This is a genomic window from Alkalibacillus salilacus (assembly GCF_030812915.1).
In the GTDB taxonomy this organism is placed as follows: domain Bacteria; phylum Bacillota; class Bacilli; order Bacillales; family Alkalibacillaceae; genus Alkalibacillus; species Alkalibacillus salilacus.
Genome location: NZ_JAUSTQ010000001.1, coordinates 373,827 through 390,076 on the forward strand (window position 1 = coordinate 373,827; position 16,250 = coordinate 390,076).

The 16,250-nt window shown below is 39.3% G+C and carries 16 protein-coding genes; all 16 read left to right on the top strand.

Going from position 1 to position 16,250, the window contains the following annotated elements; translation table 11 throughout:
• Positions 1–122 precede the first annotated feature (122 nt).
• A complete protein-coding gene (locus tag J2S77_RS01930; protein WP_306974136.1) occupies positions 123–887 on the top strand; it encodes a TatD family hydrolase in 765 nt (254 codons plus the stop codon).
• Between the two features lie 207 nt (positions 888–1,094).
• A complete protein-coding gene (locus tag J2S77_RS01935) occupies positions 1,095–2,336 on the top strand; it encodes a resuscitation-promoting factor (RefSeq protein ID WP_306974138.1) in 1,242 nt (413 codons plus the stop codon).
• A 92-nt stretch (positions 2,337–2,428) separates the two neighbouring features.
• Positions 2,429–2,989: a ribonuclease M5 gene (rnmV, locus tag J2S77_RS01940; RefSeq protein WP_370871763.1), complete on the top strand. Its 561-nt coding sequence runs from the start codon at positions 2,429–2,431 to the stop codon at positions 2,987–2,989.
• Positions 2,983–3,861 carry a 16S rRNA (adenine(1518)-N(6)/adenine(1519)-N(6))-dimethyltransferase RsmA gene (gene rsmA / locus J2S77_RS01945; protein WP_306974215.1) on the top strand — a complete coding sequence of 293 codons (879 nt, stop codon included), beginning with the start codon at positions 2,983–2,985 and terminating at the stop codon, positions 3,859–3,861. Before rnmV ends, rsmA begins: the two co-directional genes overlap by 7 nt.
• Before the next feature lie 140 nt (positions 3,862–4,001).
• Positions 4,002–4,895: a sporulation peptidase YabG gene (yabG, locus tag J2S77_RS01950; protein ID WP_306974139.1), complete on the top strand. Its 894-nt coding sequence runs from the start codon at positions 4,002–4,004 to the stop codon at positions 4,893–4,895.
• A 171-nt stretch (positions 4,896–5,066) separates the two neighbouring features.
• A complete protein-coding gene (gene veg, locus J2S77_RS01955) occupies positions 5,067–5,321 on the top strand; it encodes a biofilm formation stimulator Veg (protein ID WP_306974140.1) in 255 nt (84 codons plus the stop codon).
• A 139-nt stretch (positions 5,322–5,460) separates the two neighbouring features.
• A complete protein-coding gene (locus tag J2S77_RS01960) occupies positions 5,461–5,619 on the top strand; it encodes a small, acid-soluble spore protein, alpha/beta type (protein WP_306974216.1) in 159 nt (52 codons plus the stop codon).
• 209 nt (positions 5,620–5,828) lie between these two features.
• Entirely contained in the window at positions 5,829–6,680 is an 852-nt protein-coding gene (gene ispE / locus J2S77_RS01965) for a 4-(cytidine 5'-diphospho)-2-C-methyl-D-erythritol kinase (protein WP_306974217.1), read from the top strand.
• A 65-nt stretch (positions 6,681–6,745) separates the two neighbouring features.
• Positions 6,746–7,561: a pur operon repressor gene (purR, locus tag J2S77_RS01970; RefSeq protein WP_306974141.1), complete on the top strand. Its 816-nt coding sequence runs from the start codon at positions 6,746–6,748 to the stop codon at positions 7,559–7,561.
• Between the two features lie 202 nt (positions 7,562–7,763).
• On the top strand, positions 7,764–8,051 hold the full coding sequence (spoVG, locus tag J2S77_RS01975) for a septation regulator SpoVG (protein ID WP_167262890.1): 288 nt from the start codon (positions 7,764–7,766) through the stop codon (positions 8,049–8,051).
• A gap of 447 nt (positions 8,052–8,498) precedes the next feature.
• Positions 8,499–9,872 carry a bifunctional UDP-N-acetylglucosamine diphosphorylase/glucosamine-1-phosphate N-acetyltransferase GlmU gene (gene glmU / locus J2S77_RS01980; protein WP_306974142.1) on the top strand — a complete coding sequence of 458 codons (1,374 nt, stop codon included), beginning with the start codon at positions 8,499–8,501 and terminating at the stop codon, positions 9,870–9,872.
• Between the two features lie 57 nt (positions 9,873–9,929).
• A complete protein-coding gene (locus tag J2S77_RS01985; RefSeq protein ID WP_306974143.1) occupies positions 9,930–10,883 on the top strand; it encodes a ribose-phosphate diphosphokinase in 954 nt (317 codons plus the stop codon).
• A gap of 85 nt (positions 10,884–10,968) precedes the next feature.
• Positions 10,969–11,619: a 50S ribosomal protein L25/general stress protein Ctc gene (locus tag J2S77_RS01990; protein WP_306974144.1), complete on the top strand. Its 651-nt coding sequence runs from the start codon at positions 10,969–10,971 to the stop codon at positions 11,617–11,619.
• A 119-nt stretch (positions 11,620–11,738) separates the two neighbouring features.
• Positions 11,739–12,299 (top strand): aminoacyl-tRNA hydrolase, encoded by a 561-nt coding sequence (pth, locus tag J2S77_RS01995; protein ID WP_306974145.1) that lies wholly within the window; start codon positions 11,739–11,741, stop codon positions 12,297–12,299.
• 75 nt (positions 12,300–12,374) lie between these two features.
• Positions 12,375–12,602 (top strand): anti-sigma-F factor Fin, encoded by a 228-nt coding sequence (locus J2S77_RS02000; RefSeq protein ID WP_306974146.1) that lies wholly within the window; start codon positions 12,375–12,377, stop codon positions 12,600–12,602.
• A gap of 53 nt (positions 12,603–12,655) precedes the next feature.
• Complete coding sequence (mfd, locus tag J2S77_RS02005) at positions 12,656–16,195, top strand: transcription-repair coupling factor (protein ID WP_306974148.1); 3,540 nt, start codon at positions 12,656–12,658, stop codon at positions 16,193–16,195.
• The last annotated feature ends 55 nt before the right edge of the window (positions 16,196–16,250 follow it).

Sequence of the window (16,250 nt, forward strand, 5' to 3'; positions counted from 1 at the left end):
CCCACGGAAAGCGTCCACCGGGAGCGGATCACAATAGTAACAACGGACTTTAACATAGCCAAAATTAAAAGGGGCGAATTTCGTCCCTTTTTCATGTAGATGAAAAAAAGGAGTGCAACGTCATGTTATTTGATACACATGTGCATTTAAATGCCGATCAATTTATGGAAGACCGTGATGAAGTGATCCAACGAGCTTTAGATGAAGGCGTTACTGAAATGGTAGTCGTCGGTTTCGATCGCAAAACAATTCCTATTGCTATCGAAATCGCTGAACAATATGATTTCATCTATGCAGCAGTAGGTTGGCACCCTGTAGATGCGATTGATATGCAAGATGAGGATTTACAATGGATAGAAGAATTAAGTGCTCATGAAAAAGTTGTCGCCATTGGAGAAATGGGCTTGGATTATCACTGGGACAAATCACCAGAAGACGTACAAAAAGACGTATTCCGTAAACAAATCGCTTTAGCAAAACGCGTAAACATGCCAATTATTATTCACAATCGTGAAGCTACAGCTGATATTGTTGAAATCTTAAAAGAAGAGCAAGCTGGTGATGTTGGTGGCATTATGCATTGCTATAATGATGATGTCTCTTACGCGAAAGAATGTTTAGACTTAGGGTTTCATATATCTTTAGGAGGGCCTGTCACGTTTAAAAATGCGACAGATCCTAAAGTAGTAGCTCAAGAGGTACCGCTTGATAAGCTATTAATCGAAACGGATTGCCCGTTTTTAGCTCCGCATCCGAATCGGGGCAAACGTAATGAGCCGGCGTATGTGAAACTTGTCGCGGAGAAAATTGCTGAACTCAAAGAAATCTCAGTTGATGAAGTGGCAAAAGAAACGAATAAAAACGCTAAAAATCTATTTCGCATATAATGAAAAAACCGTTCATAAAATAAAATGTTCCACGTACGTATAAATCAAGTATGCTTGGTTAATGATGGTTTTAGGTATCAAATAGCTACCAATTTGTAAACAAATATCAAAGATTGTCATCAAAATGTAATGTGTAAATAGGACTTTTTTAGTTGACTTATTGGTATAGGGTGCCTATAATCGGTTGCGTACAAGGAGGCATAGTTTATGGCAAATCTTGAACAGGCGAAAGGAAGCAGGCGTCGCTTTACTTCGAAACACATGTCTATTATTTTCTTTTCAGTGTTAATTGCCTTTTTCTCAGTTGCCATGTTTATCAGCGATGCGATGAAAGCTGAAGTTTCAGTCTCTATAAACGGTGAGGAAGAAACTGTTCATTCAACGGCTGAGACCGTTGAAGAGTTATTGACTGAAATAGACTTAGAGGTTGGTAAACATGATGAGTTGTCTAAGTCATTAGACGCTCCGGTAGAAGATGGAATGGAACTTACTTACAATGAAACAGATGAAGTCATCGTTACAATTGGAAATAAATCAAATCATTACTATACAACAGAAGATAACGTACAAAACTTTTTAAATGATGAAGGAATTGAGCTATCCGAAAACGACCAAATGTCCGTTTCGGCTCAAGATGATATTCGCAATAATATGCATATCGCAATCAATAAAGCTCTTGAGGTCACCATTAATGACGGTGGTGAAAAACAAACAGCTCATGTTCCTAATCAAACGGTAGAAAATCTATTAAACAAGCAAGGTATCACATTAGATGACAATGATCGTATCAATGTGGATCCTGCTGAAAAAGTAAAAGACAACCAAACAATCGAAATTGTTCGCGTTTCTACAGAGTATGAAACAGTCGAAAAAGATGTTCCTCATGAAACTGAGACACGTGAAGATGATTCGATTCTGCAAGGTGAAAGTGAAGTCGTGCAATCAGGTCAAGATGGTAAGAAAGTGGAAGAATACAAGATTACCAAAGAGAACGGCGAAGAAGTTTCTCGTGAACTAGTAGATGAGGAAATTGTTGAAGAGAGTGAAAATCGTGTTGTTGCAAAAGGAACAAAACAACCAACACAAACAGCGCAGTCTAGTTCAGAATCATCAGATGTACAACAAGTTTCAGAATCATCTGGTGGCTTTCAAACGTTTACTTCAACGAAATATACAGCGAATTGTAGTGGTTGTTCAGGCGTTACTGCAACAGGCGTAAATGTCAGTAATAAAACAACTCATAACGGTATGAGAATTATTGCTGTTGACCCTAGTGTTATTCCGTTACATTCTAGAGTGGAAGTGAAAACACCATCTGGTTCATTTACTGCTATTGCACTTGATACAGGCGGTGCTATTAACGGAAACAAGATTGATATTTTAGCAAGTTCAAAATCTGAAGCATATCGATGGGGCCACAGAACCGTTCAAGTACGCGTTCTTGATTAATATTTTTGCCTTGAAGAGAATCCTGCTATACTATGAAGGTATAGCAGGATTTTTTATGATGAAGTTGATATGAATAAAAGTGAGGCATTGATTTGAAAATACAAGAAGTCATCGTCGTAGAAGGTCGTGACGACACAGCTAAAATAAAACAAGCGGTAGATGCTGATACGATTGAAACAAATGGTTCAGCCATTGACGAGCCAACTTTAGAACGAATTAAACATGCCCAGGCTAAACGTGGTGTGATTATCTTTACTGATCCTGATTTCCCAGGTGAACGGATTAGGCGGATTGTACAACAGCAGATTCCGGGGTGTAAGCATGCTTTCATGCCAAAAGATGAAGCAAAAGGCTCGAATGGGCTAGGTGTAGAGCACGCTACAAAACAGGCGATCCGTGAAGCGCTTGAATCTGTTTATGAACTGCGTCAAACATCTTTTCAGCCTATTGAATGGCGGCCTTATTTATTGGAATATGGGTTAGTAGGTGGTGCACATGCCAAACCGCGACGTGAGCATTTAGGTGAGCGGTTAAAAATTGGCTATGCTAATGCCAAACAATTAGAAAAACGATTAAACATGTTTCAGATCACGGTAGATGAATTCGAATCCGTTATGGATGAGATATTGAAAGAGGAGCGACAGCAATCATGAAATCGATAGCGACGATAACACGGACGAAAGAAATTATGGAGCGTCATCAATTATCTTTTAAGAAAAGTTTAGGACAAAACTTTCTAATTGACGTTAATATTCTAGAAAAGATTGTGTCTAAAGCAGGTATTGATGATGAAACAGTTGTGATTGAAGTTGGTCCAGGAATTGGCGCATTAACCGAACAATTAGCAAAAAAAGCTGAACATGTTTATGCGTTTGAAATTGACGGACGTCTGATCGATGTCTTAGAGGATACGATGTCGCCTTATCCGCAGGTAACAGTGATCCATCAGGACATTTTAGAAGTCGATTTAAATACATTTATTGCTGAACATGTTCCAGAAGGTAAGAAGGTCAAAGTCGTGGCGAATTTGCCGTATTATATTACAACGCCAATTTTAATGAAGTTGTTATCAAGTCAGCTTCCGATTGAATCGATTACAGTTATGATGCAAAAGGAAGTGGCTGCTCGAATGGCTGCTGCACCTAATTCGAAAGATTATGGGTCGTTATCAATTGCTGTTCAGTATTATACCGAATCTGATGTCATTATGACCGTTCCGAAAACCTGTTTTGTGCCACAACCCAATGTTGATTCAGCGATTTTGCAATTATATGTTCGAAGTCAGCCATATGTGTCTGTTAAAGATGAAGCACTATACTTTGAGCTTGTACAAGCAAGCTTTGGACAACGCAGGAAAACATTACGTAATAATTTAAAACGTGCTTTTAAAGACTTAGATGCAGCGGAACTTGATCAGGTGTTTGCAGAATCTAATATTGATGGGACAAGAAGAGGAGAATCATTAACGCTTGAAGAGTTCGGCTATTTAAGCGATGTGATGAGCCTTTATGTAAAAAATAATTGATCTTATATAAAGCATCTAACATCTTTTGTTTGGTAAAAATAAAAGGTGTTAGGTGTTTTTTTATGGAATCATCAAGCACAATTATTCATCCTATGTAATAGTGTGTAATGAGAAGGGCATCTGCGGAAAGGGCGAGCGATATGACTTGGCAAAAAGGAGATATTGTGACACGTTATTCCTATAATCATGACCTTTTATTTCGTGTGCAACACTCTCATAAGGATGAAATTGTGCTATTCGGGGAAAACTTCCGACTAGAGGTTGATGCACCTTCCTCCGATTTAAGACGAGTGGAAGATAATGAACGTAATCAGTTAGAGCGATCGATTCGTGAAAGTGAAGCAACGTCTTATCGTATGTTTCGTCAAGATTATTATTTACAGTCATTTCGTCATTATACATCTTCTATGGTCGCTGAAGACCCTATTATTCAATTTCAATTATGTCCGAAAGTCCTACACATTGATGGGGATCATTTATTCCTTAAAAAATGTATCATGTTGTATAAACGGTTGGGATTACAAGTTCATGGCATTCACGTGAATGAGTCAGAGATGCCAGAGAAAACGAAAGAACTTGTTCAAAAAATTCAACCTGACATTCTCGTGATTACTGGCCATGATGCGTATTCTAAAGATAAAGGTGAAGAACAGGATATTCGTGCTTATCGTAATAGTAAATATTTCGTAGAATCTGTACGTGAAGCTAGACGTATTCAACCGAGTTTGGATCAGATGGTTATTTTTGCAGGGGCATGTCAATCTCATTTTGAGTCGTTAATAAAAGCGGGGGCGAATTTTGCGAGTTCGCCTACACGAATTAATATTCATGCACTTGACCCTGTATATGTTACTGCGAAAGTAGGATTCACCTCATTCATGGATAAGGTGGATTTACATGATGTGCTTCACAAAACCATAACGCGGGAAAAAGGGATTGGAGGCGTTGAAACAAGAGGCTTGTTTCGAATTGGTTTGCCCTATATGCAAGGATTACCCCAAACAAATGAGCACCCACAAGAACACCGCCCATAGCGGTGTTTAATTTTTTTAACGAGTTTTTAATGTATGAATTTGCTGAATTCGGTCATATTAAGAAGAAGATGAGACTTTTTATTGACATATGATCGCTTATATTGGTATAATTAAAAACTTTTGACTAACAATAGGAAATGTGTTACAGTTAATTTAGTGAGGTGGAGTTTAATGGGAAAAACATTGGGTGAAATTAAACAAGCACTAGACGTTAAAATTGGTCAACGTTTAACGCTAGAAGCAAACGGTGGTCGTCGTAAAACAATTGAACGTTGTGGCGTTCTGGCGGAAACATATCCCTCCGTTTTTATTGTTGAACTTGATCAAGATGAGCACGCTTTCGAACGTGTTTCTTACAGCTATGCGGACGTTTTAACTGAAACAGTTAAAATTACATTTACAGATGAGATGACTAAGTTAGCTTAATTTAAGCTAATCATTTATTTTTCTTCTTTTTGTTAATGCCCTCAACACTTACCATGTTTCGAATTCTTAATCGTACATAACCTAAGCGTGTCGTATTAAACGACAGAAGGAGTTGTGGTCGTTGGGTCGAAAAGGCGTAATGTCTAGTCGTTTCAAGGAAGAGATCGCAAAAGAGCTGGGGTTCTACGACACGGTACAAAAAGAAGGTTGGGGCGGTATCAAGTCAAGAGATGCCGGTAACATGGTGAAGCGGGCTGTTGAGATGGCACAAGAACAGATGGATAAGGAACAACGTTAAATCGTTGGGGAAAGCAGACCTGATTTTCAGGTCTGCTTTTTTTAGATTGTAAAATTTAGTACTGGTTTATATAACATTTTTTAAGCGTCCACCGGCAGCGGATCTTAATATCAATAACGGACATAAATAAACTTGTTTCATTTGCATTGATAACAGATAATCGTTCGTATATGATACAATCACAGAGATGATGAAAACAGTAGGTGATGATCATGTTATTTGAAAAAGCACCAGCCAAAATAAATTTAACACTCGATGTTTTACATAAACGAGATGACGGTTATCATGAAGTCGAAATGGTTATGACAACCATTGATTTATTTGACCGTTTAAGTTTTGAAAAGTTAGAGAACGACCAAATCCAAATTGAATCGGAAAACCGATTCGTGCCAGATAATGAACAAAACTTAGCGTATCAAGCAGCCAATATATTCAAACAACAGTTCTCAATTAAACAAGGTATAAGGATTGAAATTGATAAGCAGATCCCTGTTGCTGCAGGTCTTGCAGGTGGTAGTAGTGATGCTGCTGCAACGATCCGAGGTTTGAATCGACTATTCGATACAGGTTTAACAAATCAAGAAATGGAACAGTTAGCTGAGCGTATTGGTTCAGACGTACCCTTTTGTATTCAAGGTGGCACACAATTGGCCCGTGGTAGAGGCGAGATATTACGACCTGTTGCTTCACTACCACCCTGCTACGTGGTCATTGCGAAGCCAACTGTCGGTGTTTCAACCAAGGAAATATACAAACGAGTCAACTTGGAGAAAATGATGCACCCTGATACTTCAGCAATGACTCATGCACTTGAAGACCAGGATTTTGGCAAGGTTTGTGCTGAGTTGAATAACGTGTTAGAGCCGATTACAGTTGAGATGCATTCAACTATTGCACAAATAAAAGAAAGGATGCAAAAAGCTGGCGCACCTGGTGTTTTAATGAGTGGAAGCGGTCCAACCGTTTATGCGCTTGTCCAGCAGGAAGCTAAAGCAGATCGAATTTATAACAGCTTAAAAGGGTTCTGCCAAGATGTCTACACAGTCCATGCACTACGTTGATTATAGTCATGCCAAACAATTCGTGATATAGTAGGGTTAATTATTCGGCTTTTGAGGTGGATGAAATGAAACGAAGTCAACGAATCGCAGCTATGACGCATTATTTTAAGGAAAACCCAAGAATACTCGTCTCACTTCCGTTCTTTGTAAAAACATACGAAGCAGCAAAATCATCCATTAGTGAAGATATTGATATTATTGATGATATGTTCAGACAGTTAGGAATAGGACGAATTGAAACGGTGTCTGGCTATTCAGGTGGTGTTAAATACGTTCCCGACTATCCATTAGAAGCGAGTCAGAATTTTATCGATGAGTTGATTGAGTTGTTAAAAGATCCGACTCGCATCTTGCCTGGTGGGTATTTATATATGAGTGATTTATTAGGTCATAATTATTATGTACGTCGAATTGGTAAGATTTTTGGTTCTGCTTTTCAACATATAGAAGCTGATTACGTCGTAACCGTAGCAACCAAAGGAATTCCAATCGCTTACGCAGTGGCAGAAGCGCTTAATTTACCAGTTGTGATTATCAGGCGTGACCCAATCGTGACAGAAGGTTCAACCATTAGTATCAACTATGTATCAGGCTCTTCCCGAAAGATCCAGTCGATGGCTTTAGCTAAACGCCATATTACACCTGGTTCTAATGTGATTTTAGTGGATGACTTTATGAAAGCAGGCGGTACGATTAAAGGGATGGAAAGCTTAATGGCTGAATTTGATGCTCATGTCAAAGGTATTGGTGTTCTAGCTGAAGCTGAGGATGAAGATGAAGAACGGCGTGTGATGAATTATACATCATTACTAAAGATCCATGATGTCAATGAAAAAACACAAGATGTAAAAGTGATGCGAGGTAACTATTTCGATTCCTAAGATTCAATTTGGAGCTAATCATGTTCTTATGCAGAGTAGCTCCTTCTTTTTTTTCACCTTTGTCACAAAATTATAAAAAAATAAAAATTTTAGCAGGAATTTAAGTCTCATTGTTGAAAAGTAAAAATAGAGTCCTATAAATTTTGTGCAATATCATTGTGCGAAAAAGGTTCAGTTTAATTTCTAAAGGTGGTGAGACAGAATGCAAGTAACAGACGTAAGGCTTCGTCGTGTAAACACTGATGGTCGTATGCGTGCTATTGCATCAATTACTTTAGACGATGAATTTGTTGTCCACGATATTCGTGTAATTGATGGGAATAATGGGCTGTTTGTAGCGATGCCTAGTAAACGTACGCCAGACGGAGAGTTTAGAGACATCGCCCACCCAATTAATTCTGGTACACGTGGTAAAATCCAAGATGCTGTCTTGGAAGAATATCGTCGTGCAGGTGAAGAAGTGGAATATGAAGAAGCAGGCGCTTCTTAAAAAAGTAATGACCAGAGGTTCAATCGTCAGTAGCGATTGAATCTCTTTTTTTATCTTTAACCCAAAAGGACTGAACTTAAACTTGTTTTTACTATTATGTTTTTATTTGGCATTATCAAAGTTACGTATTGATTTAAGAATAGTTTAGCACGGAGTTGTTGAATTGTGAGAAGCGAAGGTGGCGACTCCTGTGGGAACAGCACGTGTCTCGAGACCCCGCAGGAAGTGCTTTTCTTCCGAGGAGGCTCGAGCCGTGCCCACGGAAAGCGTCCACCGATAGCGGATCACAATATCAACAACGGCCTATAATAAAGCGTTTTATTCACTCGACAGAATTAGCGCTCTAAGTTGCATGTAGCCTTGTTTTAAGATATATTCATAATGGATGATTATAATGATTTTAGACTGTTAATATTTAAGTTTTGTTCGACTGTTGGAGGGAAAAGAATGGCGAATCGTAATGCTGTCGTTTTGGCTGCAGGTAAAGGATCAAGAATGAAATCAGAATTATATAAAGTACTTCACCCCGTTTGCGGGAAGCCTATGGTGCAACATGTCATGGATCAGTTAAATCAATTAGGATTGAATCAAATCGTGACTATTGTAGGCCATGGAGCTGAATCAGTACAAGAACAGTTAGGTGATCAGACACAATATGCTGTTCAAGAAGAACAACTAGGGACAGGCCATGCAGTACAGATGGCGGGCTCAGTTTTAGAAGGTCAAAAAGGAACAACTGTTGTCGTTTGTGGAGATACCCCATTACTTACAGCGGATACGATACGTGAATTAATGGATCAGCATGAACAACAACAAGCTAAAGTTACGGTTTTAACGACTGACGTGGATGATGCTACTGGTTACGGCCGAATCATTCGTCAGAGTAATGGTCAGGTTGAAAAAATCGTAGAAGAAAAAGATGCATCTGAAGAAGAGAAAGCAGTGACTGAAATTAACACAGGTACATATTGTTTCGATAATGAATTATTATTCGAGGCTTTATCTCAAGTATCGAATGATAATGCGCAAGGTGAGTATTATTTACCTGATGTGTTGGAAATTGCGAACGAACGTGGTGAAACAGTGGCAGCACACAAGACATCACATGTTGAAGAAACAGTTGGTGTTAATGACCGCGTTGCGTTATCTAAAGCAGAGAAACTGATGAAAAAACGGATTAACGAGTACCATATGCGCCAAGGTGTCACCATCGTAGATCCAGATCAGACATATATTGGGCCTGACGTATCCATCGGGACAGATGTTACGCTTGAACCAGGTGTCCATATTCATGGTGATACACAGATTGGCTCCCATTCAGTAATTGGTGCCCATACGACCATTGATCATGCTACAATTGGAGAAGAAACTCTAATTAAGCAGAGTGTCGTCACCAATAGTCAAATTGGTTCGAGAGTTCAAATTGGTCCTTTCGCTCATATTCGCCCTGAAAGCACATTGAGTGATGATGTAAAAGTGGGTAATTTTGTTGAAGTGAAGAAGACAACCATGGGATCAAATAGTAAAGCATCGCACTTATCTTATTTAGGTGATGCCGAACTTGGTAATAATGTGAACGTTGGTTGTGGCAGTATTACGGTTAATTATGATGGACAATCGAAGCATCAAACAATTATAGGGGACGATGCATTTATTGGTTGCAATTCTAACTTAGTTGCCCCTGTTTCGATTGAAAAGGGTGCTTACGTCGCTGCAGGCTCTACTATTACGAAAGATGTGCCAGAAAAAGCGTTATCGATTGCTCGTTCAAGACAAGAGAATAAAGAAGGTTATGTCGATCGTTTGAAGAAACGGTCTTAACATAAGGTTTAGCAAGTTTAAATATAAAACAATCGAGATGGTGGAGGTTCCTTTTTTATGACTAATCAATACCAAGACTCTAGTCTTAAAGTATTTTCCCTTACTTCAAATCCAGAGTTAGCCCAAGAAATAGCTGATTCTGTTGGTGTCGAACTCGGCAAATCCTCGGTCAAACGGTTTAAAGATGGTGAGGTTCAAATTAATATTGAGGAAAGTGTACGTGGTTGTGATGTGTTTGTTGTTCAATCAACGAGCAATCCAGTTAACGAACATCTCATGGAATTACTGATTATGATTGATGCGCTAAAACGCGCTTCAGCTCGTACGGTTAACATTGTAATGCCTTACTATGGATATGCACGTCAAGATCGCAAAGCACGCTCGCGTGAGCCGATTACATCGAAATTAGTTGCGGATTTATTAGAGACAGCTGGTGCAGACCGCGTCGTTTCTGTGGACTTGCATGCCGCACAAATTCAAGGGTTCTTTAATATTCCAATTGATCATTTGATTGCTGGACCAACCCTTTCAGATTATTTCTTAGAAAAAGGATTAGAAGATGTAGTTATTGTTTCACCTGATCACGGTGGTGTAACACGTGCCAGGCAAATGGCCGATCGTTTAGGTGCGCCAATCGCAATTATTGATAAGCGTCGACCACAACCAAATGTAGCTGAGGTTATGAATATTGTCGGTAATATTGAAGGTAAAACAGCTATTCTTGTCGATGATATCATTGATACAGCTGGTACGATTACATTGGCTGCGAATGCGATGATTGAAAATGGCGCGAAGGAAGTTTATGCGTGCTGTACACACCCAGTATTATCTGGCCCAGCAATTGAACGAATTGAGAATTCAGCCATAAAAGAATGTGTTGTGACGAATACGATTAAATTATCTGATGACTTAGGTACAGATAAAGTTGTCCGTTTATCTGTTGGTGATTTAATTGGCGAGTCGATCAAACGCGTTCATGAACACCGTTCGATTAGTTCACTTTTTGATTAAAATTTTACATTTTCGTTTAAAAAGGTATAATAGAGGGTAAGAGTAAATATCAGAAAGTTTCTTACAAAACGGAGGTTGAATACACATGGCAGCAGTAATTCAAGCGAAGGAAAGACAAGACACAACTCGTTCTGAAACAAAACAGATTCGTGCAGCGGGTCGAGTTCCAGCCGTTGTTTACGGCAAGGATAAAGATCCAATCACGGTTTCAGTAGATAGTATGGATTTACTTAAAAAAGTTAGAGATGAAGGCCGTAATGCGGTGTTCTCTTTAGAAGTTGAAGGTGGCAAATCGTTAGAAGCGATGCTTTATGATTATCAAACAGATGTCATTAAAAACGATTTAACACACGTAGACTTCTATCTTGTTGATATGTCTACTGAAGTAGACGTAGAAGTGTCTGTTAATATCGAAGGTGAATCTAAAGGTGAAAAAGAAGGTGGCGTGATGCAACAAACGATGCACATGCTTAACGTACGTGCAACCCCACGTAATATTCCTGAAGATATCACAATCGATGCTAATGAATTAGAAATTGGTGACAGTGTCACAGTAGGCGATCTGAAATCTGGTAAGAACTTTGAACTTCTAGATGATGAAGATACAACGATTGTAACTGTATTACCACCACAACAAGAAGATGTCCCTGAAGTAGGCGAAGAAGGAACATCTGAAGAAGACGCTGAGCCTGAAGTGATTAACGAAAAATCCGAAGATGAAGAAGAAGAAAAATAATTTGATATTTACTTGAAGTGAACAGATCGAAGTCAGCTCATGTTGTGCGCTTCGATCTGTTTTTTCCATTTGTTTAATGTATTGGTTTTTACATAGAAAGAAATAAGGAGTTACGGAACATGAAGTGTATTGTAGGTCTGGGTAATCCCGGTTTGAAATATAAAAAAACACGTCATAATATTGGTTTCCAAATCATTGATCACATCGTTGAACAAAACGGTTGGAAGTATAAAAAAGATAAATTCAAAGGCCATTATGTCCAAGAAAATTGGTATGGTGAAAAGGTTTTACTATTAAAACCCCAAACGTATATGAATTTATCTGGACAATCAGTACGTGAAGCGGTTGATTATTTTAATCTAGAACCGTCCGACGTACTGGTTATTTATGATGATCTTGATTTACCGACTGGCAAAATCCGTCTGCGCCAAAAAGGTGGCCACGGGGGCCATAATGGGATAAAAGACATTATTAATCAATTAGGTACAAAAGAGTTTAACCGCCTACGTTTTGGAATTGATAAACCAGAAGGCGAGCAGTCAGTTGTCGATTATGTGTTAGGTAAATTCTCTAAAGAAGAGCAAAAATCAGTCAACCCATCCATTGACGAGGCTGCACGGGCATGTGAAGCATGGTGTGAGAAACCATTTTTAGAAGTGATGAATGACTTCAATCAATAATATAATCGAATATAGAACCTTCACGTTGGTTAAGCTATAACATAGTATAGCTTGTTGAATGAGGGAGGTTCTGATGTGTTACATGTATCATGTCGTCATTGTCATAAGGTGATGCAAGAGTTTGATGGTGATTCAATGCTTGAGAATTGGTTGTTAGAACACTCGGGAGAAGAAACTAATTTCCATGAATTTTTACAAACAACACCAGATGGTTCTTTGCATCTATGGTTAGTTTGTGAGGAATGTGAAGATATTCTAACGCAAAATCCAAATCTATTCGAACAAGATTATTTCATCCATTAGCCGCTTTGGTAAGGACCAAAGCCTTTTTCTGTTGAGGTAAGGGGGAGAAAAGTTTGCAAAACATTAAAGAATATTTATCATTACAAGATGATTTCGCAACGATTATCGAAGGCTTAGAACAAGGAATGAACGAACAACAAGTCTCAGGCTTAACCAACCCATCACGCGCGGTATTGGCTGGGATTGTAGCTGAATCTTTAGAACGTCCGATTGTTTATGTCACGCACCAGTTACAACAAGCGCAAAAAGTTTATGAAGAACTATCAGCTGTATCAGAAGACGAGCAAGATGTTCATCTTTATCCAGCTAATGAACTTTTAGCCGCTGAGATTGTGTCTGCTTCCCCTGAATTAAAAGCGCAACGGTTAGAGGCTTTAAAATTGTGGCGTCAACGTGGGCGAGGGATTTTAGTCGTGCCAATCTCGGCGTTCAAGCGACTATTACCACCTGCATCTATGCTCGATCGATATGAAGTGACGCTAACAACGGGTGAAGAGGCACCCCCAGAGCAGATGATCGAAAACATGCATCATTTAGGCTATAAAATGGTTGATTTAGTCGATGCTCCTGGAGAAATGAGTCGTCGTGGTGGCATCGTGGATGTCTATCCATTAACTGAAGCTTACCCGATTCGTGTGGAGTGGTTTGATGATGAAGTCGAATCCATTCGTTATTTCGATGCGGAAACACAACGCTCACAAGGAGAGATTCAGACGATCCAAATTAGTCCAGCTGAGGAGTTTGTTGCGACAGTTGAACAGATGCAGCACGCGGCGACAGAGCTAAAGATGTTACGCCAGGAAACGTCTCGACAACTTAATACTGATGAAGAGCGGGAACAATTACATGAACATGTTAATTATGATATAGAGCGTTTAGAACAGGGTGAGATGTTTGATGGAATCTCACAATATGTTCAACTTCTTTATGGTGAGAAAAATAGTTTGCTAGATTACTTCCCAGAGCAAACGGTTTTAATGCTGGATGAAATGAGCCGAATCTCAGAAACAGCGGAACAACTCGACCGTGAAGAAGCGAATTGGTACACGGATATGCTCGAGCGTCAAGCGATCGTTCAGGGGCTCACCCTTTCATTTGATTGGTTGACGGTGTGGCAAGGTATGACCTTCTCGAAGGTTTATTTATCATTATTTCTGCGTCACATTCCGAATACAAAGCCGGAAAATGTGATTAATATGTCTAGTCGGCAAATGCAGCAATTCCATGGGCAAATGAATTTGCTTCAAAATGAAATGGAGCGTTGGCGTGAGGCAGACTTTTCTGTCGTCATTATCGCAGCAAATGAAGAAAGAGCTGAGCGTGTCGAACGAGTCTTAGACGATTATGAGATGACAGCAAGTCGTGCGCCTAATACGACGGCCTTACCTGTTTCAAAGCCCATTATTATTACTGGTTATATCAGTGAAGGTTTTGAAATGCCGAGTTACCGATTAGCTGTACTAACGGAAGAAGAACTGTTTAAAAAGAAAATGCCGAAGAAACGCAAGAAGCAGACTTTATCTAACGCCGAACGGATTAAGAGCTATCAAGAATTAGAAACTGGTGATTATGTTGTTCACACGAATCACGGTATTGGTAAGTATTTAGGCATTGAAACGATGCAAGTCAGTGATGTTCACAAAGACTATATGGTCATTCGTTACTCTGGAAACGATAAGTTGTTTGTACCCGTTGAACAAATTGATTTAGTTCAAAAATATGTCGGATCAGAAGGTAAAGAGCCAAAGTTATACCGCTTAGGTGGATCAGAATGGAAGAAGGTTAAATCACGAGTTAAATCGTCTGTAGAAGATATCGCTGATGATTTAATCAAGTTATATGCCGAGCGTGAATCATCGAAAGGGTTTGCCTTCTCAGAAGATGATGAAATGCAACGGGAATTTGAAGCGGCATTCCCATATGAAGAAACAGAAGATCAGATGCGTTGTATTCAAGAAGTAAAAGCTGATATGGAGAAAGAACGCCCAATGGACCGCTTATTATGTGGTGATGTCGGCTATGGTAAAACAGAAGTGGCGATTCGTGCAGCCTTTAAAGCGATCGTTGATAATAAGCAAGTTGCGATGCTTGTTCCGACAACCATTTTGGCACAGCAACATTATGAAACCTTTAAAGAACGGTTTGAAGAGTACGGGATTAATGTCCGGGTGCTTAGCCGTTTCCAAACCACTAAACAACAAAAGGAAACCATTTCGGATCTACAAAAAGGGTTGGTTGATGTCGTCATTGGGACGCATCGTTTGCTATCGAAGGATATTCAATTTAAAGACTTAGGTTTACTTGTCATTGATGAAGAGCAACGTTTTGGTGTTAAGCATAAAGAAAAGATTAAGCAGATTAAGGCTAATTTAGATGTGCTCACATTAACTGCAACACCGATTCCGAGAACCTTACATATGTCGATGGTCGGTGTGCGTGATTTATCAGTCATTGAGACACCACCTGAAAACCGTTTTCCAATTCAGACATATGTTGTTGAATATAATCCGCCATTTATTAAAGAAGCGATTGAACGGGAGATGTCGCGTGATGGCCAAGTATTCTTTTTATTTAATCGCGTTGATATGATTGACCGTGTTGCAGCTGAAGTTGATGAACTAGTAGAGGATGCACGTGTTGCTTTTGCGCATGGTCAAATGAACGAACGCCAGCTTGAAAACATTATTTTCGATTTCTTGGAAGGCCATTATGACGTATTAGTCAGTACAACTATCATTGAAACAGGTGTTGATATTCCAAATGTGAATACATTGATTGTGAACGACGCTGATCGTATGGGGCTTAGTCAGTTATACCAATTACGTGGACGTGTCGGTCGTTCGAATCGTTTAGCGTATGCTTATTTCACCCATCAACAGAATAAGGTGCTTTCAGAAGTGGCTGAAAAGCGGTTGGAAGCGATCAAAGAGTTCACGGAATTAGGGTCGGGTTTCAAAATTGCGATGCGCGATTTATCCATTCGCGGAGCAGGAAATTTATTAGGAACTGAACAACATGGCTTTATTGACTCAGTCGGTTTCGATTTGTATTCGCAAATGCTGAATGAAGCGATCCAGGCGAAACAAGAAGGTAAGCCATATGAAGAAACGAAACCATTCGAAGTCGAAATGACGCTTTCACTCGATGCTTATATTCCAAGTGATTATATCGATGATGAAACACAGAAAATCCAAATGTATAAACGAATTAACGCAGCAAGTGATGTGCAGGAGATATTTGATATGAAAGATGAATTGCTTGATCGTTTCGGTCCATACCCACAAGAAGTAGAAGAACTTCTGCAAGTGGCTCGCATTCGCTTATTGGCTCAGAAAGAACGTATTGAAACAGTTCATGAAAAGAATCAGTCGATTGAAATGATGATGGATGAAGAAGCGAGTTTAACAGTCGACGGATCTGAATTGTTCGTATTGGCCAATGAATATGGACGAATGGTGCAACTAGGAACAGAAGGCAATAAGCTTAAGATTATGATTAATTATGGACGCAAACAAAAACAAGAACGTTACGATGTCTTGGAAGATATGTTAACGAAACTGCATCAAGTGAAAAAACAACCAAACCATGCATAGTTTTCTTCTGCTGCTTCATACTACAATCAAGAACTAAACACTAGACTCATCAACT

Coding starts and splice junctions, on each gene's coding strand:
- J2S77_RS01930 (WP_306974136.1), top strand. CDS start 123: ATGTTATTTGATACACATGTGCATTTAAATGCCGATCAATTTATGGAA.
- J2S77_RS01960 (WP_306974216.1), top strand. CDS start 5,461: ATGTCTAGTCGTTTCAAGGAAGAGATCGCAAAAGAGCTGGGGTTCTAC.
- J2S77_RS01985 (WP_306974143.1), top strand. CDS start 9,930: ATGACTAATCAATACCAAGACTCTAGTCTTAAAGTATTTTCCCTTACT.
- pth (WP_306974145.1), top strand. CDS start 11,739: ATGAAGTGTATTGTAGGTCTGGGTAATCCCGGTTTGAAATATAAAAAA.
- veg (WP_306974140.1), top strand. CDS start 5,067: ATGGGAAAAACATTGGGTGAAATTAAACAAGCACTAGACGTTAAAATT.
- purR (WP_306974141.1), top strand. CDS start 6,746: ATGAAACGAAGTCAACGAATCGCAGCTATGACGCATTATTTTAAGGAA.
- spoVG (WP_167262890.1), top strand. CDS start 7,764: ATGCAAGTAACAGACGTAAGGCTTCGTCGTGTAAACACTGATGGTCGT.
- glmU (WP_306974142.1), top strand. CDS start 8,499: ATGGCGAATCGTAATGCTGTCGTTTTGGCTGCAGGTAAAGGATCAAGA.
- J2S77_RS01935 (WP_306974138.1), top strand. CDS start 1,095: ATGGCAAATCTTGAACAGGCGAAAGGAAGCAGGCGTCGCTTTACTTCG.
- J2S77_RS01990 (WP_306974144.1), top strand. CDS start 10,969: ATGGCAGCAGTAATTCAAGCGAAGGAAAGACAAGACACAACTCGTTCT.
- yabG (WP_306974139.1), top strand. CDS start 4,002: ATGACTTGGCAAAAAGGAGATATTGTGACACGTTATTCCTATAATCAT.